We start from the raw sequence: 21,406 nt of genomic DNA, 5'->3' as shown, positions 1-21,406 counted from the left end.
CGCCAGTCTGGGCAGGGAGGAACCCGTGGAAACCAAGCCTCTTGTCGCAATAACCGGGGCAAGCTCCGGTATCGGCGAAGCAACAGCGCGCGCCTTTTCAGCCGCCGGACATCCGGTTCTGCTGATGGCCCGCCGGATGGACCGCATGGAAGCACTCGGCCTGCCGAACGCCGTTCTCCGGCAGGTGGATGTGCGCGACCGGGCGGCGATCGCAGCCGCGGTGCGCGACGCCGAAGACCGTTTCGGACCGGTCGACATGATGTTAGCCAATGCGGGCATTGCGCGTCTTGCCGATATTGGCCGTCAGCCCCCCGAAGAGTGGGACGAGATGATCGACATCAACACCAAGGGTGTGATGAACACGGTCCACGCGGTGATGAACGGCATGATGGAGCGCAGGCGCGGGACGCTCGTGATGATGAGTTCCATTGCCGGCCGCAAGGTCTATCCCGACCACACGGTCTATTGCGGGACCAAATACTTCGTGCACGCGGTCTCCGAGAGCCTGCGCGAATACCTTTCGGCTTACGATGTGCGCGTGATCGTGCTCTCGCCGGGCGTGATCGAAACGGAAGTGCTTTCCGGTGTGCTGGATGAAGAAACGCTTGCAAACTACAAGAGCAACAAGGTCAAGATGGGCGGAGGTATCGGTGCGGACATCGTCGGCGACCTGATCCTCAATGCCTATCAGCTGCCGCAAAAGGCCCTGGTTCAGGAGATCTGCCTGACGCCGACGCGGCAAACCTACTGAGGAAATCAGCTTTTATGGCAGAAGTCGCCTATCACAATATCTGCAAGTCGTATGGTTCGTTCGAGGTCATGCGCGACCTGTCGCTGTCCATTTACGACGGAGAGTTCGCGGTGCTGCTGGGTGCCTCCGGTTGCGGCAAGACTACGCTCCTCAGAATGACGGCAGGCCTGGAAAACATAACCGGCGGCGAACTGACCATCGACGGCAAGGTGATGAACGAGGTCCATCCGCGCGACCGCGACATTGCCATGGTGTTCCAGAACTATGCGCTCTATCCGACGATGAAGGTGTTCGACAACATTGCCTTCAGTCTGGAAGTGAAGCGGCTCAGCAAGGATGAGATCAAGCGGAAGGTCAACGAGGCGGCGGCCGTCCTGAACCTGACCGAATATCTCGACCGCTATCCAAGGGAGCTATCCGGCGGCCAGAGACAACGCGTGGCGATGGGCCGGGCCATGGTCCGCGACGCCAAGGTGTTCCTGTTTGACGAGCCGCTGTCCAACCTCGACGCCAAGCTCAGGGCGCATATGCGTGTCGAGATCCGTCAGCTGCATGAGCGCCTCAAGGCAACGACGATCTATGTCACCCACGACCAGATCGAGGCGATGACGATGGCGGACAAGATCGTGCTGATGAAGGGCGGCAAGATCGAGCAGGTCGGAACGCCGGATGATCTGTACGACCGGCCGGCAACACGGTTCGCAGCCGACTTCATCGGGTCGCCTTCGATGAATTTCATAGAGGGTGAAATCACGGCTCAAGACGGAAACCCGTCCTTCGTCGGGCCGCATATCAATCTGCCGCTCGATGCCGGACTGAAAGCCGAGCCGGGACAGAAGGTCATCTGCGGCTTGAGGCCTTCCGATCTGATCACGGCCCGGAGCGGTGCGATAACGGGTACCGTCAAGCTCGTGGAGAAAACCGGGGCGGACGTCAACATCCATGTAGACCTGAGCGACACCGCAAGTCTCGTCGCCACGATGGCGCGTGACAATGGCGTTGCCGCGGGCGATCCCATCGAGTTGACGATCCCGCAAAGGGCCGTGCACCTCTTTGACGCTGAAACCGAGAACCGGATCGAAACGGAAGCCATTGCGCAGGACAGGCTGGCGAAAGTGGAGGGTCTCTAGACTATTGCGGCCTACTTTATGTGGGTATGACCTAGCGAGCTGCGAGCGTGATTGTCGGCCGTCTTTCAGCACGAGCGACCCGCTGTTCGCCGGCATGGCTGCTACAGTCCAACGCCAGGCTGCCTCTCAGCGCGGTCGTTTGGTATGATTGACTGCGCTATTTCGTAGACAGTCATTTTTTGGAATTCGCAAGATGATCTTGAAATTGAAAGCCCTTGCGGCCTGCGCCGTCCTTACTGGTACCTTTTCCGCAGCGTCCCTGTCCGAGGAATTCGGCTATGTCGGCGACAATCACAGCTGGTCGCTCAGCTGTAACGCGTCCGGCTACGTCCTGAAATCCCAATATCCTGTGACCCGTTTCTTCGAGGCGGGTGCGGCGTCGTCGGTGACGCGCGAAAGGGAGACGCTCTATCTCGGTCGCTCCTGCGATGCATCGAGCACAACGATGGGCGAGGGCAAGTGGTGCTGGGCCAATGGCGGCTTCTTCGCGGAGTTCGCGACACACAGGATCAGCTTCCCGAGGCAGGAAGTGATCTGCCCTCGCGGCGGAAATGACTCCCTCGCGTGCGGCTGCTGACGCTCGCGCCTGCCACCCGCAGCGAGGAACCCTCAGACGATACCGCCGCCCGCGCCGGAGACGGCGGGGCGCGTCCTTGCGACTGTCTCCCGGTAACGGGACGTTCTGTAGACCGCAACCGGGTCGATCGCGGCGCCCTTGTCCGCGCGGGCCATGGCCAGGATCGGTTCAACGTCGGTGCGATAGGCCTTTTTGAGCGTGGTGGTCGCCATGAGCGCGTCATTGCTTTCCTGACATGCTTCCAGGGCGGGCCGGTCGACGATCAGCGCCTGGGCATAGGCTCGCTGCACTTCCATGGCAGACACCATCAGGCTTTCGATCGGGTCAGTGACGTTGTGCGACTGGTCCAGCATATGGGCGGGGTCGAACCCCGGCACCGCGCGGGCTTCTGCATCCACCAGTTCGTTGAAGACCAGGAACAGGCGATAGGGATCGATGCTGCCCGTATCCAGGTCGTCGTCGCCGTATTTGCTGTCGTTGAAATGAAAGCCGCCAAGCTTGCCGAACTGGATCAGCCTGGCAACGATCATCTCGATGTTCACGTTCGGTGCATGATGTCCGAGATCAACCAGGCAGAAGGCACGCTCGCCGAGCTCCGTGGCAATCAGGTAGTTGGTGCCCCAGTCCTGAACAACAGTGGAGTAGAAGGCGGGCTCGAAGATCTTGTGTTCGGTGAAGAGCCGCCAGTCGCCAGGGAGCCGCGCGTAGATGGTTTTGGCACTTTCCAGATAGCGTTCCAGCTGTCGGGTAAAGTGGGTCTGTCCGGGAAAGTTCGACCCGTCCCCCACCCAGACCGTCAGGGCCTTCGACCCGAGCGCGGCACCGATCTCGATACATTCCAGATTGTGCTCGATGGCCTGTTGCCTGACAGACGGATCGGTATGCGAAAGCGACCCGAACTTGTAGGACTGCCGCTGGTCCTCCTGATCCTGAAAGGTATTGGAGTTCATCGCGTCGAAAGCAAGGCCGAGTTCGTCGGCCCTGTTGCTGAGCAATGCCGGGTCCGCCTTGTCCCAGGGGATATGCAGCGAAACGCTGGGCGTTGCGCCCGTCAATTCATGAATGACCGAGCAGTCCTCGAGCTTGTCGAAGATATTGCGGGGCTCTCCCGGTCCTGGAAACCGTGCAAACCGGGTACCGCCTGTTCCCACGCCCCAGGAGGGGATTGCAACGCCATAGGCGGAGACTTTCCGCTTGATCTCGTCGATAACGACACCGCGCCGGTCGAACTGCTCACCAAGAGCGTCGTAGTCGCGGCGAAGGTTCGTGATGAGCTTTTCGTTTTCCTGCGCGACCAGCGCGCTGTCGATCATGGGCATGACCGGTCTCCTCTAGGGTACGGACTCATAAATGAGACCGAAATGGTTTGAGGCGGCTTGCTTCTCGTCAAGGAGTGGAAGGGCAGGAAATGTGGTTCATTTTCAAACCTTTCGCGACGCGGAGGAGGCGCAAGCCGGTCAAATCCGAAGGACATGGAAATGGCATCCCCCCGTGTCGTCAGCGTGCTTGACCGGGCAGGAAGCCCGCTCCGCACACCCTTCCTGACGGGATTTCGCCATTTCGCATGCCATTTCAGTCTCATTTATGAGTCCGTACCCTAGCGCGTGAAGGCCTGAACGTTGCCGGCGTCGACATTCAGGATGTTGCCGGTCGATTTGGACGAGAACTCGGAGGCAAGGAAGTAGGCCGCCTCGGCGATATCTTCCGGAAGAACCGACCGTTTCAGCAGGGAACGCTGGCGATAGTGCTCCTCAAGCTCCGCCGTGTCCTTGCCATAGGCCTCCGCCCGTTCCTTCAGCCAGTCGCCGGACCAGATCTTCGATCCGCGCAGGACGGCGTCCGGATTGACGGTGTTGACCCGGATACCGTCCGGAGCGCCTTCGAGCGCCAGGCAGCGCGCAAGATGCAGTTCGGAGGCCTTGGCCGTACAGTAGGCGCTGGCGCCGGGAGAAGCGGCGAGACCGTTCTTTGATCCGATAAAGACAATCGCGCCGCCCGTGCCTTGCGTCTTCATGAGCTGAAACGCGGCCCGGGAAACCAGAAAGTAGCCCGTCGACAGGATCGACATGTTGCGGTTCCAAAGGTGCAGTGAGGTTTCCTCGATTGGCGCCGAGGAGGCGATGCCGGCATTGGAAACCAGAATGTCGATCCCGCCGAATTCAAGCGAGGCCCGCGCGAAACTGTCGGCGACAGCGTCCTCGCTGGTGACATCCATCACCACCGATCGCACCAGATCCATCGAGTGCCGCCCGGAAAGCACATTCGCGGTTTCGGTCAAGGCCTCTTCATCGATATCGGCCAGGACCACGCACGCGCCTTCGCGCAGGAACCGTTCCGCGGTCGCAGAGCCGATACCTCCCGCGCCGCCGGTGACCAGTGCGATCTTTCCCGCCAGGCTTTTCGGTTTCGGCATCCGCTGAAGCTTTGCTTCTTCAAGAAGCCAGTATTCGATGTCGAATGCTTCCTGTTCCTCCAGGCCCCGATAGGTCGAGACGCTCGATGCGCCGCGCATGACGTTGATGGCGTTGGTGTAGAATTCCGCGGAGATCCGGGCCGTTGCCTTGTCCTTGGCGAAAGTGATCATGCCGACGCCCGGCACGAGATAGACGACTGCGTTCGGGTTTCTGAGCGCCGGACTGTCCGGTCGGCGGCACCGCTCGTAGTAGGCTGCATAGTCGTCCCGGTACTGCGCAACCGCATCACCCAATCCGGCAATTGTATTCCCGATGTCCGGGGTCTGCGGGTCGAAGCCGACCACGAGCGGACGTATCTTCGTGCGCAGGAAATGGTCCGGGCAGCTTGTCCCGAGTTGGGCCAGTGCCTCCATGTCGTTGGAGCAGACGAATTCCAGAACCGTGTCAGTGTCATCGAAATGGCCGACCATATGCTGGTCATCGCTGACCATGCCGCGAATGACCGGCATCAGGGCAGCAGCGGTCTTCCGGCGCTCCACCGGCGGCAGAGCAGTGCATTTCGCGCCGCCGAATGCGCTGTGGCCGAGCGTTTTCTGCTCGAACCATTCGATTGCCTTGTTGATCGTGTCGATGGTGATTTCGTAGCAGGTTCTGGCGTCGTCCGCCCAGGTGAACAGACCGTGGCTTTCCAGTACCACCCCTTTTGCAGCGGGATTTTCGAGGCAGAATTTTTCGAGCCACAGGCCGAGTTCGTAGCCGGGACGTTTCCAGGGCAGCCAGCCGATGTCGTCACCGAAAATGTCGGCGGTCATGGTCTTGCTGTCGGCTGCTGCCGCGATCGCAATGATCGCGTCCGGGTGCATGTGGTCGACATGTCTGGCGGGAACGTAGGCATGCAGCGGGGTATCGATAGAGGCAGCGCGCGGATTGAGGTTGAAGGTGCAATGCGGCAGGTAGCCCACCATCTCGTCTTCGAACGCGACGCCGCGATAAAGACCCTTCAGAGCGCGCAGCTTGTCCATGTACAGCGTTGCAAAGCCGTCCATCTTTATGGTGCCGACGTCGCCGCCTGATCCCTTGACCCACAGGACTTCGGCCTGTTCACCGGTCAGCGGGTCTTTCTCCATCGCCTTAACCGAGGTGTTGCCGCCGCCATAATTGGTGATGCGCTTGTCCGAGCCCAGAAGGTTCGACCGGTACAGCAGCAACTCGGCTTCTGTCATCGACTGCGCGGTTTCGTCATCCCATAGGTTTTGCAGCCGTGATCCCGCAGCAGAGTTCAACATCGATACCTCCCGAAAATACGCCTGACAGTGCAAGCCTCTTTGATTAGAACCTCGCTCGAAAGCACCGTCGTGTCAATCAAAAACAATCAAATTCAATCATATTGCACTGCAATATGAGCGTTTGTGACAATTATTGATTGACAATGACTGTTTTTGATGAAAACGTTTGAGCAACGGGAGAACGGAATGCACGAGAAAGAACGCCAGAGGATCATCCTGTCCGCAGTCCAGGACCGGCCCGTCGTGACGGTCCAGGAACTGGTGACCCTGACGGGATCTTCCGAGGCAACCATTCGCAGGGATATCGCAACCCTGCATGTGCAGAAGAAGTTGCGCCGCGTGCGCGGCGGTGCGGAGTCGATCCATCCGCCCCAGTTCGTCGGTCTCGCCGGACGGCCGTTTTCGGTCAACGAAACAATCAACATCGCTCAGAAACGCGCAATCGCGCAAAAGGCCGTCGAGCTGTGCGAAGACGGCGACCCGATCATCATCAACGGCGGCACGACAACCTTTCAGATGGTGCATCCGCTCGCGACACGGCGCATGCAGGTCTTCACCAATTCGTTTCCGATTGCCGAGCATCTTCTGAAGAATTCCAAGAACACGATCATGCTCTCCGGCGGAGCTATCTACCGCGAGCAGAACATCATTCTCAGTCCGTTCGACAATGACGTCACGCGGAACTTCTACGCCAAGCGCATGTTCATGGGCGCACAGGGGCTCGGAGCGCTCGGGCTCATGGAGGCCGACCCGCTCCTGATTCAGGCGGAGCAGAAACTGATCGGGCAGGCCGACGAACTCGTGGTTCTGGTGGATTCCTCGAAGTTCAGCGCCCGCTCATCGCTGATCCTGTGTCCGCTGGAGCGCATTTCGACCGTCGTGACGGACGAGGGAATTCCCGACCACGCGGCCAGCATGCTGGAGCAGGCGGACGTCAAGTTAATCGTGGCGCAGACGAGCGCCGCACAAGCAAAGGCGACCTCAAGCGGGTAGCCGGTGTCCTGCCGGAACCTGGGAGGACCGGCAGCTATCTAGGGAGGAAGACAATGAAACTCTTGAAGTCACTGTTAGCAGCAACAGCCGTTGCCGCCATGTGCATAGCTGTGCCGGCACAGGCAGAAACCAAGCGGATCGCCCTGGTCGTCAAGGCCCTTGGCATCGGTTTCTTCGAAGCAGCAGCCAAGGGCGCGGAAGAAGCTGCCAAGGAACTCGGCGACGTTGAAATCATCTATACCGGTCCGACCGACACGACCGCCGAGGGCCAGATCGAAGTCATCAATGCGCTGATTGCGCAGAAAGTCGACGCGATCGCCGTCTCGGCCAATGATCAGGATGCGCTCGTTCCGGCCCTGAAGAAGGCGATGCAGCGCGGGATCACGGTGATTTCCTGGGATTCGGGCGTTGCAGCCGAGGGGCGGCAATTGCACCTCAATCCGTCCTCGAATGCTTTGATCGGCAACATGATCATCAAGCTCGCTGCGGATCATCTGCCTGACGGCGGAGATGTCGCCGTCTTGTCGGCATCGGCGACTGCGACGAACCAGAACACCTGGATCGAGGAGATGAACAAGGTCAAGGACAACTATCCGGGCATCAATGTTGTCGCGACGGTTTACGGCGATGACCTTGCCGACAAGTCCTACCGCGAAGCCCAGGGTCTCATGCAGAGCTATCCCGACCTGAAGGCGATCATCGCTCCGACCTCCGTCGGTATCGTTGCTGCCGCGCAAGCCGTGTCCGATGCCGAAAAGGCCGGACAGGTCAACGTCACCGGTCTTGGTCTTCCCTCGGAAATGGCCGGCCATATCGACTCCGGCGCGTCCAAGTCCTTTGCAATCTGGAATCCGATCGACCTCGGTTACTCCGCGACGATGCTCGCCTACAACCTTGCGGCCGGTAATGCCGAAGCCAAGCCGGGTGCGGAAATCCCGATGGGGCGCATGGGATCGTTGACGCTGAATGACAACAACGAAGGCGCGATGGCCGACCCGTTCGTCTATGACAGCTCGAACATCGACGATTTCAAGGATATCTTCTAAGCTTCGCTGACCAGGCAGCAGCCGGCCCGGGCAACCGGGCCGGCCCATGACCCAAACAGATTTCACACACCGGGGGACTGGGAATGCTTGCGAACACGCAGGGCGTCGGCGACGTGCATCCGTCAGCAGCAAATGAGCAAAAGCCGATCCTGTCCCTGAGGGGCATTTCGAAGTCCTTTCCCGGCGTCAAAGCCCTGTCCGAAGTCGCGCTTGATCTCTATCCTGGGCAGGTCACGGCCCTCGTCGGCGAGAACGGCGCCGGTAAATCGACCATCGTCAAGGTTCTGACAGGGATCTACCAGCCGGACGAAGGCGAGATCGCCATAAACGGCGTTGCCGTCAGCTTCCCGACCGCGCAGGATGCGGGGAGGGCCGGCGTGACGGCGATCCATCAGGAGACGGTGCTTTTCGACGATCTGTCGGTTGCCGAAAACATCTTCATCGGGCACGCCCCCAGGACGCGCTTCGGTCTGATCGACAAGGCCTCGATGGTCCGGCAGGCGAGGGATCTGCTTGCGCGGATCGGCGCCCAGATAGATCCGTCCGTTCTCCTCAAGGAACTGGGCATTGCCAACAAGCACCTGGTCGCCATTGCGCGCGCGCTCTCGATCGACGCCAGCATCGTCATCATGGACGAGCCGACGGCATCGCTGTCGCACAAGGAGATCGAGGAAACCTACGAGCTGGTCGAGCGGCTCAAGGCCGAGGGCAAAGCGATCCTCTTCATAAGCCACAAGTTCGACGAGATTTTCCGCATTGCCGACCGCTATACCGTTTTCCGGGACGGAGAAATGGTCGGCGCGGGCAGGATCTCCGACGTATCGGAACCGGATCTCGTGCGCCTGATGGTCGGCCGTTCCGTCGACCAGGTGTTTCCGAAACGAACGCCCGAACTCGGATCTGAGATCATGCGGGTGGTCGGCTACAGCCATCCGACCGAGTTCGAGGATATCGGGTTCACCCTGCGGCGCGGAGAAATACTTGGCTTTTACGGACTGGTCGGTGCCGGGCGCAGCGAGTTCATGCAGGCGCTTTTCGGAATAACCAAACCCTCGAAGGGGGCGATACGGATCGACGACACCGTTGCCGTGATCCGAACGCCAGACGAGGCGATCAGTCACGGTATCGTCTATGTGCCGGAAGACCGCGGCAAACAGGGCGCCATCAAGGGGCTGCCGATCTTCCAGAACGTGTCGTTGCCGTCGCTCAGATCCACGTCGCGGAACGGGTTTCTGCGTCTTGCGGAGGAATTCAGGCTGACGCGCGACTATACCCGGCGGCTCGACCTGCGCGCAGCCGCGCTGGATCAGGACATCGGCGAACTGTCCGGCGGCAACCAGCAGAAGGTGATCATCGCAAAATGGCTGGCAACGCAGCCAAGGGTGATCATCCTGGACGAGCCGACCAAGGGTATCGATATCGGCTCCAAGGCAGCCGTCCACGAATTCATGGCGGAACTGGCCGCGCAAGGGCTCGCGGTGATCATGGTCTCGTCCGAGATCCCGGAAATTCTTGGCATGTCCGACCGGGTCATCGTCATGCGGGAAGGGCGCATCGCGGCCGAATTCGAGGGTGCGGACCTGACGCCGGAACGCCTTGTGCGGGCCGCGGCCGGTCTGTCCGGAGAAACGCAATGACAAAGTCGTTCCTGAAGTCGCGCGAACTGGTCCTTGGGGCGGCGATCCTGGCCTTGCTCCTGGCCATTGCCAGCCGCTTTCCGGCTTTCATCGGCCCGTCCAACCTTGCCAACGTGTTCAACGATACGGCGCCGCTGATCATTCTTGCGCTCGGTCAGATGGCCGTGATCCTGACGCGCTGCATCGACCTCTCCGTTGCAGCCAACCTGGCGCTGACCGGGATGGTCGTCGCGATGCTGAACACGCTCTATCCCGGTCTGCCGATCCCCGTCATCCTGGCGATCTCCATTCTGCTCGGCGCGATCATGGGACTGGCGAACGGACTGCTGGTCTGGAAACTCGATATTCCGCCGATCGTCGTGACGCTCGGGACGATGACCATTTTCAGGGGCATCATCTTCCTGATTTCCGACGGTGCGTGGATCAACGCCCACGAAATGAGCGATAGTTTCAAGGCCTTTCCGCGCGCTGCCGTTTTGGGACTTCCGGTTCTATCCTGGATTGCCATTCTTGCCGTCCTTGGTTTCACGGTTCTGATCGGCCGCACCGCGCTTGGCCGGGCGTTCTATGCCGTTGGCGGAAATCCGCATGCGGCTGTCTATACCGGGATCAACGTGGGCCGGACCCAATGCGCCGCCTTTGTCCTGTCCGGCGCGCTCGCCGGTCTCACCGGGTATCTCTGGGTTGCGCGTTACGCGGTCGCCTATGTCGACATAGCCGGCGGGTTCGAACTTGAGGTGGTCGCGGCCTGTGTCATCGGCGGCATCTCGATTGCCGGCGGGATCGGCTCCGTGGGTGGCGCCCTGCTCGGCGCGCTGTTTCTCGGCATCGTCAAGAACGCGCTTCCCGTCATCAATATCTCGCCGTTCTGGCAGCTGGCGATTTCCGGCAGCGCGATCATCATCGCGGTCGCCTTCAACGCGACGTCGAACAGGAGCAGGGGCCGGGTGATCCTCAAGAAAGCGGAGCACGCACAATGAGCGTATCGCGGGCCGACGAAACAGCACCCCTCCGGCAGGTTCCGGACCGGCTGCGCAGCCCCCTGCAGCGTCTTCTGGCGAGCTGGGAAATTCTGCTCCTGGGCGTGGCTGTCGCGGTGTTCATCCTGAACAGCTTTGCCTCGCCCTACTTTCTGGACCCCTGGAACCTGTCGGACGCCACGTTCAATTTTACCGAAAAGGCGCTGATCGCCTTCGCGATGGCGCTGCTGATCGTGTCGGGGGAAATCGATCTTTCCGTTGCCTCGATCATCGCGCTCGCGTCAACCGCCATGGGCTTTGCCGTGCAGCTCGGCGCGGACACCCCGATGCTGGTTCTGGTCGGGCTCGGTGTCGGCCTCCTGTGCGGCGCCTTCAACGGAGCTCTGGTGACAGGTCTCGGCCTGCCGTCCATTGTCGTGACCATCGGCACGATGAGCCTGTTCCGGGGCATTTCCTACATTGTTCTGGGCGACAAGGCCTATACCGGTTACCCGGCCGATTTCGCCTTTTTCGGACAGGGCTATGTCTGGTGGGTGATTTCCTTCGAGTTCGTCCTGTTCGCACTCATGGCGGTGGCGTTCGGGGTTCTGTTGCACAAGACGAATTTCGGACGGGCCGTCTACGTCATCGGCAACAACCCGGTTGGTGCCCTGTTTTCGGGTATCCGCGTTCCACGCGTCAAATTCGCCCTGTTTCTCCTGACCGGTGTCATGTCCGGCGTTGCGGCGATCTGCCTGACGTCCCGGCTTGGTGCGACAAGGCCCTCGATCGCGTTCGGCTGGGAGCTTGAAGTGGTGACCATGGTGGTCCTGGGCGGCGTCAACATCCTTGGCGGATCGGGAACGATCCCCGGCGTCGTCATCGCCGCATTCGTGATGGGCATGGTCACGTTCGGCTTCGGTTTATTGAACGTGCCGGGGATTGTCATGTCGATCTTCATCGGACTGCTCCTGATCGGGGTGATCGCGCTGCCGCGGATTGCCAGGCGCATGCTGGCGGCGAGAAGGGGGTGAGGTCATGGAAAAATTTGCCTTCAAGATGAAGCTCCATCCTGGGATGGAAGCGGAATACAGGAAACGCCACGACGACATCTGGCCGGAACTGGTGGAGCTTCTGAAAGAGGCGGGTATCCGCGACTATTCGATCCATCTGGATCGTGAGACCGGGACGCTTTTCGGTGTGCTGTGGCGGGAAGATAACCATCGCATGGACGATCTGCCGAAACATGCGGTGATGCAGCGCTGGTGGGCCCATATGGCCGACATCATGGAGGCCAAGCCGGATAACGAACCGGTCGCAAAAGCTCTTGAAACCGTCTTTCACATGGACTGACTGATGCGCGGCGCACGACATGCCGGTATCCTGGACATCGGCAAGACAAATGTGAAAGTGGCCGTTGTCGACCTTGAGACAGACCGCGAAGTCGGCGTGCTGACCTGTCCCAACGTGGTCTTGCCGGGGCCGCCCTATCCGCATTTCGACACGGCGGCACACTGGGACTTCATCTGCAATGCGCTCGGCCAGCTCAACGAAGCACATCCCATCGATGCGCTGTCGGTGACGGCCCACGGCGCGTCGGGCGTGCTTCTGACTGCCTCCGGTGATCTTGCGGCTCCGGTGATCGACTACGAATTCACCGGTCCGGACGACCTTGCGTCCGAGTACGAGGCACTTCGCCCCGGTTTCGCCGAAACAGGGTCGCCGCGGCTCGGCATGGGTCTCAATGTCGGGGCACAGCTGTTCTGGCAATTCAGGTCGGATCCCGGTCTTCTGGAACGAACCGATGTGTTTCTGACCTATCCCCAATACTGGGCGTTTCGCCTGACGGGGGTGAAGGCCAATGAGGTCTCCTCGCTCGGATGCCATACCGATCTGTGGGATCCGCACGAGAACCGGTATTCCACGCTTGTCGGCAAGCTGGGTCTTTCGGGAAAGATGGCCCGGTTGCGTCCTGCGAACGACTGTCTAGGCACGCTCGAGCCGGACGTTTCGAAGCGAACCGGTCTGCCGCCCCGAACGCCCGTCTACTGCGGCATTCATGATTCCAACGCCTCGCTGTTGCCCCATCTTCTGAAGCGGGACGCGCCATTTTCGGTGGTCTCCACCGGCACATGGGTCATAGCGTTTTCGATCGGCGGACACCGGGTCAAACTCGACCCCGGCCGCGATACGCTGATGAATGTGAATGCGTTCGGGGATGCGGTCCCTTCTGCCCGGTTCATGGGTGGCCGTGAGTTCGAAATCATCATGAAGGCGCGGAAACATGCATTTGCCCGGCGTGATGCCGATACGGTCATTGACCGGCAAATCATGCTGTTTCCCGCCGTGGAGCCGCGCTCAGGTCCCTTTCAGGGTAGGCAGGCACACTGGAGTGTCGAAGACAGCGGTCTGAGTGACGGGGAACGCTTTGTTGCGGTCTCATACTACCTTGCCCTCGTCACTGCCGAAATGCTGACGATGATCGGCGCGGATGGCCTGATCATCGTTGAAGGTCCCTTCGCGCAAAATGAATGTTTCCTGGCCATGCTTCAGGCCGCGTCCGGCAGGCGCGTCGAAGTCCAGGGCGCTGCAGCGACAGGTACGGCCATCGGAGCAGCCATGCTCGTCTCCGGCGCGCGCAGCGAGCGCGGTGCGCCGGCGCACCGGGCGAAAGCGTACACTGTCTGCGAACCGTCTCTCAAAACCTATGCGGAAGCCTGGCAGGATCTGGTCCGCAACACGTGACCACAAGGTCTGCCGGCCGGGTTCCAGGCCTCTGGTTTCCGTTCAAACGTCCTTTGTGAACGCGTTGCCGCGGAATGCGGCGTGATGGACACACTTCACGAGAGGTGCGACGGCAACAGCCGTACGACCGGGCTTCAAGCGCGTTCGACATGTCCGGGCGGTCTCCTGTCCCAAAGGGCCGGTGCAAACCCCGGACTAAGCCACTTGCAAGTGTCCGCGCCGGCGGTCAACATGGGCGCAACCCAATTCCCGTTGAAACATCAGGTATCATGAAGAAGCTCAAGAAGAACGCAGCCTCGATGGTTGCCGAGGCCCGGAACCGTATAGAGGAAGTCGAGGTCGAGGATCTGATCAGCAAGGTGGACGACCCTGCCGTCGTCATCGTTGACATTCGCGACATTCGCGAGCGCCAGAGGTCAGGCTTCATTCCCGGAAGCGTCCACGCTCCGCGGGGGATGGTGGAATTCTGGGTCGATCCGGAGAGCCCGTATTTCAAGGAGATATTCGGCGAAGACAAGAAGTTCGTCTTTCATTGCGCGTCGGGATGGCGTTCTGCGCTGACGGTTGCGACCCTGCAGGACATGGGGTTCGAAGCAGCACACCTGCGCGAAGGCTTTTCCAAGTGGGCCGAAAAGGGCGGTCCCGTCGAGATGCCGCCAGCAGACAGCTGACCGGTCATTGAGACATTTGACGGCCAGCGCTGTATTTTGTTTCCAAGTAAGTGTTACAAGGATCGATAGAATAATTACATATTCCATGCTCGTATTGCGGGAATTTCGACACTTTTTTCCTCGAAATAAATCCAATCAGTAAGCAAAATGGTGGCAACTTCATTGATTGTCGTCATTCCTGGTCGTGTCATCTAGACTATCTATAAGTAAAAATATCAAAGAAAAATGCAAATTAATTTTGCGAAAAATTCAATATATCAGTAATTTGCTATCATCCAGTCGCAGTTTATTGACTTCGATGTAATAATCTCCAAGTGGATAGATATCCTAGAGTAAGAATTTACTTTACATTCACAAATCTCGGATATATCAAAACCACGTGTGGGGGACGTCCAAACAGAGACGTCCAATGATGCCGAGTTCCGGTCTCCAGCATCCGCTGACGTATGTGTCAGTACTTGCGTTGTGTTTTACACGCCCCATGCGGTTTTCTGCCTGCAATTCACGCTTGTTGATCGGTGACTTCTCCGGTCGCGCCGACTGTGTTTCCCGCCTCACCACTTCCATAGTTGCCAGATGCCTGATCACAAGGACAGGAGTGGACGCGGATACACCCGGTCCGTCCGGTGCTTCAATTGGAGGGATGGCTCAGCTCCCTGGCGGTCGCAGACGAGCGGCGGGCCGGCGCAACCAGCGAGACAGGCAAGGGAAAAGAAAATGAAAACGAACCCGCCCAGACCGGATCTCCGCCCGGCAGCCGTTGTGCCCTCCTGCTTCCCCGCCGGTGAACTCAAACGCTTCTTCCTCGACAGCAAGCCGACCAGCCTGGAATACGCGCGCGTGGTTGCGAAGGAGACCTTTTACGAGCTCGATGTCGATCGCCTGAGCGTCTGGCTGTTTCCGCAGGACAGGGCGCGCCTTGATTGCGTGGTGGGATATCCTCAGAAAACGTTTGATGAATTGCCGGTCCGACAGCTCTGCGCCGCGGACTGCCCGGATTTCTTCGAGGCCGTACTTGCGGAACGGGTGGTTGAAACCAGCGACGCCGCACGGGATGCACGGGTATCGGCGTTCTCGATAGCGTGCCGCCGGCCGGCACCTGCGGTTTCTATGCTGGTTGCCCAGATCAGATCTGCCGTTGAACCGATCGGCATCGTCTGTGCGGAGACCGTTCAGGCGCGGAGGGACTGGTCCAGCGGTGAAATTGCGTTCATTGCCTCCATCGCCGAGCTGCTCGGCTTTTCCATCGACCGCAAAAACAGGCTGCCGATTGTCGGCGACGAGGAACGTGGCACAAGCAATCTTGACGAAGCCGACCATCACACATTCGTCTCTAACCAGCGATACGACCTTGCGATCAAGGCTGCCTATGACGGCGTCTGGGACCTCGATTACAAGACGGGACAGGTTTATTTCTCGGATCAGAATTTCGACCTGTTGGGGGAAAGCTACGATACCCCGCCGACGGAATTCGAGTGGTGGCAGGAACGGGTGCACCCGGAAGACATCGACGGCGTTCTCGCCTATTATGATGCGTTGCTGCAGAATGACAGCCCTTACGACGTCACATATCGCATGCGGCACAGGGACGGAACGTGGCGCTGGTGGCGCTCGCGCGGCAAGGTTATCCGAAATCCCAGTTACGAACCTGTCCGGATCGTCGGAACGAACTCGGATGTCACGGATCTGATCGAGACGAAGATCGAGCTGGAAAAGCGAAATCAGGAATTGCTGCTCGCCAAGAAGAAGGTCGAACACGCCGCCCTGCACGACAGCCTGACAGGTCTTCCGAACCGCAGGTTCATGGAGCTGGTTTCGGCCAAAAAGGCGCGCAGCAAGCCTGCCAGGAACAAAGCGCTCGCGTTTCTGCACATAGATCTCGACAACTTCAAGGAAGTGAACGACCTGCTCGGTCACGCGGCGGGCGACGAAGTGTTGTGCAGGCTCGCGGAAACCCTGAAAGATCTCTCGATCGAGGAGGACTTCATTGCGCGCAGCGGCGGCGATGAATTCATCGCCATCCTTCAGGACGACAGCACTGCGGAAAGATCCATTGGCTTCAGCGAGAGGCTCATCAGGAAGCTGGAACATCCGATGATCGTCGAGGGCCGCTCGATCAGCCTTGGAGCAAGTGTCGGCATCGCGCTGTCGGAAGAATCGACAAACGATGCGTCGGATCTTCTGAGAAACGCCGATCAGGCCCTCTACAAGGCCAAGCGTGCAGGCAAGAACACCTACATGGTCTACGACCATCAAATGAGCCTGCAGGCGGCGTCCATTCGCAAAACAAAGGAAGAAATCCAGTTTGCCCTGGAGGATGGCGTATCATTCGTCCCGTTTTTCCAGGCGCAGTTTTACGCCGGCAGCCTGGAACTGGCCGGTGCCGAGGCGCTGGTGCGATGGCATCATCCGAAGAGGGGGATTCTGTCTCCGGGTGAGTTTCTTCAATATGCGGAGGAAATGAACTGCGTCGCCGAAATCGACAGGCAGGTGCTCCTGAAGTCTCTCGCCACGGTGAACGAGTGGCACGAAACGGGACTGGCCCTGCCGCGCCTTGCGGTCAACGTCTCGTCCGACCGTCTGGCAGATCCCAGCCTTCTGTTTTCGCTCGAGAATTTTGAAGACAATGTCCCCAGTCTGTCGTTCGAGCTGATCGAGTCGACCTTCCTCGACGATACGAGCGAGCAGGTCAAGAAGACGCTCAGTCAACTGCAGGACCTCGGCATCGAGATGGAAATCGATGATTTCGGCAGCGGCTACGCGTCCATCGCCAGTCTGGTGAACATTCGTCCGAAACGTCTGAAGATCGACAAAACCCTTGTTTCGAACGTCGATACCGACATGGCCATGAAGAGCCTGGTGCAGTCGATCATCGACATCGCCCGGACCCTTGAGGTGGAGGTGATTGCCGAGGGTGCGGAGACGCCGTCGCAAATCAAGACCCTGACCGCCATCGGGTGCGACATTCTGCAGGGCTACGGTCTGGCGCGTCCCATGTCAGCGGAGGCGTTCTACGAGACGTTCAGGCGCAAAGGGATGCGGAACGGTGCCGGGCGCGGTGCAAGAACCCTCGGCGGGACGCTGGCACAAAAGAGTTGAGTGTTTTCTCAGTCCATCCGGGCTTCCGCCTCCCGGCGTTCGAATGTATGGCTTTTTCCCTCGGCCGTGATCTGAAGGATCTGCGTCGGCGCACCCTCGTTGTCCAATTCCACGACACCAATGCCGGACGCGTTCAATATCCTTCTGCCACCAGGCGTGCCGTGCGGCTTTCTCGGAATGATCCGCATGCCGCGGCGCTTCGTCAGCCAATTGAGCGGTGACCTGGGTGAAAATGCCAGCCGGTTTCCGCGGTCAAGTGCCGCGATCAGCCTGTCGGGCCACTTGTTCTTGATCCCGCTCGAGCAGATCTGCCAGATCTTCGGACCGGCTGGCGCGGTGCGATGGCGCGCGGAATGGCCGTTGCGCAGCTCCACGTCGTAGACAAAGGAATAGTGCACATCACCGGACAGGATCACGAAATGCTTCGGCGTGTCGCGATGCTGAAAGATGTTCAAGATCGCGCTCGCCGTGCCCGGGTGCGCCATCCAGTATTCCGCATCGACCATGAGCGGTTTGCCTATCAGGGTGAAGAACTTCTGCACCACCTCGATCAGCTTCACACCGAAGATCGGGGCCGCCGATACAAGCAGCACCGCATCCTGTCCCTTCAGGTGGGTCTGCAGGTCCGTTGCCGCCTCCCAGTCGAGAAGACCGGACGGGTAATGCGCATTTCGCTCCGATCGCCAGCGCCGGGTGCGCGTGTCCAGCGCGATGAGCGGCGGGTCGGTCGGCCAGACGAAGTCCCATTTCTCGTAACCGAGGATCTTGTCGATCGCGGCCTCGTGCGCGTCCGTGCCGGGTTGTGAAAGAGCTGTCTCAAAGAGATGTTCCAGGTCCTCGCGGATCCTTGCCGGCCGGTTTCCCCAACCCTGATTGATCCCGTATGCGATCAGCGCATTGCCGATCACGCGCCGTGACAACGGGTGTGCATAGGCGGCGTCTTCCCAGGCCAGCGACAGGTTCCAGTCATCCGTGACATCGTGATCGTCAAAAATCATCGCGGTCGGCAGATGGGCGAGCAATCGGCGCACGCCGGACAGGCCGTCGACAAATTCACGCAGGGTCTTCTGCTCCCGGACGTACATGTGCCTGTCCTTGTCGTCCAGGCTCTCGGGCACCGTGAAGCCGGGCAGGATCCGCCAGGCTGCCGGTGACCAGACCAGAAGATACATGCAGAGCATTTCGCCGAGTGTAATCAGATGATTGCGCGCATGCGCCGAGGTGAAGACCGGCTTGTTGGTGCCGCCGAACAGAACGTCGAACACCGTGCTCTTCTGGTCGATTTTGGGCAACAATTGATCCCGGTGATAGAGGCAACCGCCGGTTTCGCGGAGCTGCGCGCCCGAATGAGGCAGACCCTCTTCGGGCCCGTCAAAGGTCTCGTCGGGCAGGCCGAGGGCTCCCGTGAGAAACATGATTGCCTGCAGCATCGGACCGGCGACGTCGTCGACGTAAACCTGGTCGCCGCTCAGAACGAGCAACTCGGGCAGGGTGTTCGCGATACGCTCAGATGCGTCCGGCGAGGTCAGGAGGCCGGCGACGAGACGGTCGGCTGCAACAAGTCCGTCCGAGCACCGGCTGTGAGGTTTCCGGCAGGACCCGTGCATGACGGACGACACCTTGTCGGGAACCCGCAGGAAGGGCGTTTTCCATCCCGGGTAGCAGAGATCTTCCGCCCAGGTCTCGTGGTCCTGCCAGGCTCCGGCAGGATCGTCGCTCAGCTTCAGGCTCAGCCGGTAACCGACCAGCGTTTCCTTCGGCAGCTCCGTTTCGAGGCGCAGGTCGATCATGAGATAGCAGAGCTGCTCCCCGGCCCTGAGGCACGCCAGCTCCTCCGAGTAGGGCTCCAGCTCGTGGGTCTGTACCGGAGCGTCCGGAGGGAAGAGTTCCAGTCTGACAGATGCGGGTGCGCGCACCGCCAGCCAGAAGCACAGCCGGCCGGGGAGGGTCTTCCGCAGGATAGGTCCCGCCAGAACAGCCGGGACCTGGCTTTCAGCGGAGGTCGCAGTTTGCATCGAAAGTGCCGTCCTCTTTCAACAAGTCGTTCAGACTTATGTGCGCGCAGTTTCCTTTCAAGTGCCCGAAATGTCGCAAATTGTCGTCGTCCGGCAAAACGGATTCCGAACGGTCCGCCCGCATCGACTCCGGCGAGGAGCCTGGCTATGGCCCTGAACCCAACGGCAGCGATCAGGGCCCGCCAAACACCTAGCTGCCCGTCTTGAACCGTGTCCAGCTCCTGGTCAGCAAGCGCAGGGTCCTGTGGTCGCGCGGAAGGTTGGGGAACAGTTTGTCCATCAGATCTTCCGGCGGATAGACATTCGGGTCGTTCTTGACCTCCTCTGCCACGTATTCGAATGCCGCCTTGTTGCCGTTGGGATAGAAGTACTGATTGGTGACCTCGGCGATGGCTGCCGGTTCCATCATGTAGTTCATGAATGCGTGCGCATTCTCAGGGTTTGGCGCATCCACGGGGATCGACAGGAAGTCGAAGAAGACTTCGGTTCCCTCCTGGGGGATGGAATACGCGACTTCGATGCCGTTGCCGGCTTCGAGCGCGCGCGCGTGGGCAAGACCGGCATCACCGCTCCACCCCAGGACCAGGCACAGGTCGCCATCGGCCAGGCCATTGATGAGTGCGCCGGTCCGGAAGTGCCGAATGTATGGTCTGACCGACGTCAAGAGGGCTTCCGCCTTTTCCAGGTCGGCTGCGCTGTCGGTAAAGGGGTCAAGTCCCAGATAGTTCAGCGCGATCGCGACGACCTCCTCGGGCGAGTCGATCATGGCGATACCGCAATCGGCAAAGTGTGCCGCAATCGCCGGATCGAACAGAACGTCCAGGCTGCCGACAGGCGCATTTTCCAACCGGTCGGAAACGAGCGCCGGGTTATAGAGTATGCCCGTCGTGCCCCACAGATAGGGCACGCCGTACCGGTTGCCTTCGTCGTGTTTTGCAAGAAACGCCAGAATATCCGGATCAAGGTTCGCATGGTTGCCGAGCTTTTCCCTGTCCAGCTTCTGAAGCGCGCCCGCCTGTATCAGCCTGTTGGCAACGAGGGCGGACGGCAGGACCAGATCGTATCCGGAGCCACCTGTCAGGAGTTTCGTTTCCAGAATTTCCAGAGAGTCGAACGTGTCGTAGACGACGTCGATCCCCGTTTTCGCTTCAAAACCGGAAATGACCTCCGGCGGGATGTAGTCGGCCCATGCGGCAATCGTGACGGTTCTGTCCTGTGAAGCCGCTCCGCCGATTGCGGACAGGAATATGCATGCCGAGGCTGTTAAACCATGCGCCAGCCTGGCGCAAAGAGTGGCAGGGCGAAAGCGCCCGGGGGTGTGGATGTTCACGTCGTTTCCTCAACAATCGAGCCCGAGGGCGCCGAACTTGCTGACTGCAAATTCCGGAAACCAATCGAGCCGGTCCGGTCCCACACCTTGCGTGCAGGATGTAACCGGGTTCTTGCGCGAGTGAAAGATCTTTTCCCGATTTCCCTCAGAAACGAAAATTTCGGGCGGGCCTCCCGGCCAGGCTATGAACGTTTCGCGTCCGAGCAGATGCTGCCATTCTGCACGCAAGAGCGTGACCTGAGTGATCTCACCGGGCGAGACCCACCGGTCCGTCCTGAAGGAGCCGGTGCCGCTGCTGCCTGACCCACCCGATTCACGCTCGCGAAAAGCTCTCCTGAGTATCGTTAATGTTGTGTTAATCTCAGAATTTCGCAATTCGCTCACGATAATTATCAAGCTATTGATTTCAAACAAATAAGTTCAGGCGATGGTGGCGTGAGGCATTCGGTTTCTGCATAACGCTTCAATGCCGGAATCCCGTAAAACTTGGTCAACGTTTCACAAACTGGAGAGTGATCTTGGTGACGGCAGATGGCGCATTATCACTGACGGTGGCATCAGTCGGGACACCCTTCCGGATCCTGTCACCCAAATACGGAATTTTCGTCAACGCCGACGCCTGTGCCTTTCAAAGCTTGCTGCAGAAAGCAGTTCTTTCAGGCAGGCGGGAGAGGTTTCAGGACAATCAGGGCCTCTCTCGGGGGCAGGCAGCCGCGAGCCGCGATGCGGAAAGCCTGCAGGGCTCAGAGCCGG

The 21,406-nt window shown here is 59.7% G+C and carries 16 protein-coding genes; 12 read left to right on the top strand and 4 right to left on the bottom strand.

Annotation, left to right across the window (positions count from 1 at the left end; genetic code table 11):
- The first annotated feature begins 25 nt into the window (after positions 1-25).
- From ACO07N_RS01345 to ACO07N_RS01335, 3 genes are all read left to right on the top strand, one after another.
- Entirely contained in the window at positions 26-751 is a 726-nt protein-coding gene (locus tag ACO07N_RS01345; RefSeq protein ID WP_421979299.1) for an SDR family oxidoreductase, read from the top strand.
- Between the two features lie 14 nt (positions 752-765).
- On the top strand, positions 766-1,881 hold the full coding sequence (locus tag ACO07N_RS01340) for an ABC transporter ATP-binding protein (protein WP_421979298.1): 1,116 nt from the start codon (positions 766-768) through the stop codon (positions 1,879-1,881).
- Between the two features lie 193 nt (positions 1,882-2,074).
- Positions 2,075-2,458, top strand: a complete 384-nt coding sequence (locus ACO07N_RS01335; protein ID WP_421979297.1) for a hypothetical protein — start codon at positions 2,075-2,077, stop codon at positions 2,456-2,458.
- 32 nt (positions 2,459-2,490) lie between these two features.
- On the opposite strand, the gene rhaI is transcribed toward ACO07N_RS01335, so the two are convergent.
- Together rhaI and ACO07N_RS01325 are read right to left on the bottom strand one after the other, a co-directional pair.
- A complete protein-coding gene (gene rhaI, locus ACO07N_RS01330) occupies positions 2,491-3,777 on the bottom strand; it encodes an L-rhamnose catabolism isomerase (RefSeq protein WP_421979296.1) in 1,287 nt (428 codons plus the stop codon).
- Between the two features lie 278 nt (positions 3,778-4,055).
- Positions 4,056-6,158: a bifunctional rhamnulose-1-phosphate aldolase/short-chain dehydrogenase gene (locus ACO07N_RS01325; protein WP_421979295.1), complete on the bottom strand. Its 2,103-nt coding sequence runs from the start codon at positions 6,156-6,158 to the stop codon at positions 4,056-4,058.
- 186 nt (positions 6,159-6,344) lie between these two features.
- On the opposite strand from ACO07N_RS01325, the gene ACO07N_RS01320 reads away from it, so the two are divergent.
- From ACO07N_RS01320 to ACO07N_RS01280, 9 genes are all read left to right on the top strand, one after another.
- Positions 6,345-7,151 (top strand): DeoR/GlpR family DNA-binding transcription regulator, encoded by an 807-nt coding sequence (locus ACO07N_RS01320; protein WP_421979294.1) that lies wholly within the window; start codon positions 6,345-6,347, stop codon positions 7,149-7,151.
- Positions 7,152-7,204: 53 nt separating this feature from the next.
- The gene (rhaS, locus tag ACO07N_RS01315) at positions 7,205-8,197 is read left to right on the top strand and encodes a rhamnose ABC transporter substrate-binding protein (protein WP_421979293.1); all 993 of its coding nucleotides are present in this window, start codon (positions 7,205-7,207) and stop codon (positions 8,195-8,197) included.
- An 83-nt stretch (positions 8,198-8,280) separates the two neighbouring features.
- The gene (locus ACO07N_RS01310) at positions 8,281-9,834 is read left to right on the top strand and encodes a sugar ABC transporter ATP-binding protein (RefSeq protein WP_421979292.1); all 1,554 of its coding nucleotides are present in this window, start codon (positions 8,281-8,283) and stop codon (positions 9,832-9,834) included.
- Positions 9,831-10,814, top strand: coding sequence for an ABC transporter permease (locus tag ACO07N_RS01305; RefSeq protein ID WP_421979291.1), 984 nt, complete (start codon positions 9,831-9,833; stop codon positions 10,812-10,814). Before ACO07N_RS01310 ends, ACO07N_RS01305 begins: the two co-directional genes overlap by 4 nt.
- Positions 10,811-11,827: an ABC transporter permease gene (locus tag ACO07N_RS01300; RefSeq protein WP_421979290.1), complete on the top strand. Its 1,017-nt coding sequence runs from the start codon at positions 10,811-10,813 to the stop codon at positions 11,825-11,827. Before ACO07N_RS01305 ends, ACO07N_RS01300 begins: the two co-directional genes overlap by 4 nt.
- 4 nt (positions 11,828-11,831) lie before the next feature.
- Complete coding sequence (gene rhaM / locus ACO07N_RS01295; protein WP_421979289.1) at positions 11,832-12,146, top strand: L-rhamnose mutarotase; 315 nt, start codon at positions 11,832-11,834, stop codon at positions 12,144-12,146.
- A 3-nt stretch (positions 12,147-12,149) separates the two neighbouring features.
- Positions 12,150-13,538 (top strand): FGGY-family carbohydrate kinase, encoded by a 1,389-nt coding sequence (locus ACO07N_RS01290; protein WP_421979288.1) that lies wholly within the window; start codon positions 12,150-12,152, stop codon positions 13,536-13,538.
- Between the two features lie 269 nt (positions 13,539-13,807).
- The gene (locus ACO07N_RS01285) at positions 13,808-14,209 is read left to right on the top strand and encodes a rhodanese-like domain-containing protein (RefSeq protein WP_421979287.1); all 402 of its coding nucleotides are present in this window, start codon (positions 13,808-13,810) and stop codon (positions 14,207-14,209) included.
- Positions 14,210-14,926: 717 nt separating this feature from the next.
- Positions 14,927-17,308 carry a putative bifunctional diguanylate cyclase/phosphodiesterase gene (locus tag ACO07N_RS01280; RefSeq protein ID WP_421979286.1) on the top strand — a complete coding sequence of 794 codons (2,382 nt, stop codon included), beginning with the start codon at positions 14,927-14,929 and terminating at the stop codon, positions 17,306-17,308.
- A gap of 8 nt (positions 17,309-17,316) precedes the next feature.
- Here ACO07N_RS01280 and ACO07N_RS01275 read toward each other — a convergent pair whose 3' ends face one another.
- Together ACO07N_RS01275 and ACO07N_RS01270 are read right to left on the bottom strand one after the other, a co-directional pair.
- Entirely contained in the window at positions 17,317-19,323 is a 2,007-nt protein-coding gene (locus tag ACO07N_RS01275; protein ID WP_421979285.1) for an alkaline phosphatase family protein, read from the bottom strand.
- A gap of 190 nt (positions 19,324-19,513) precedes the next feature.
- Complete coding sequence (locus ACO07N_RS01270) at positions 19,514-20,653, bottom strand: polyamine ABC transporter substrate-binding protein (protein WP_421979284.1); 1,140 nt, start codon at positions 20,651-20,653, stop codon at positions 19,514-19,516.
- Positions 20,654-21,406: the final 753 nt, after the last annotated feature.

This window comes from Roseibium sp. (assembly GCF_965229775.1).
GTDB lineage: Bacteria > Pseudomonadota > Alphaproteobacteria > Rhizobiales > Stappiaceae > Roseibium.
Note: the sequence above shows the minus strand (reverse complement) of the source record. Positions and strands in the feature narration are given on the sequence as shown.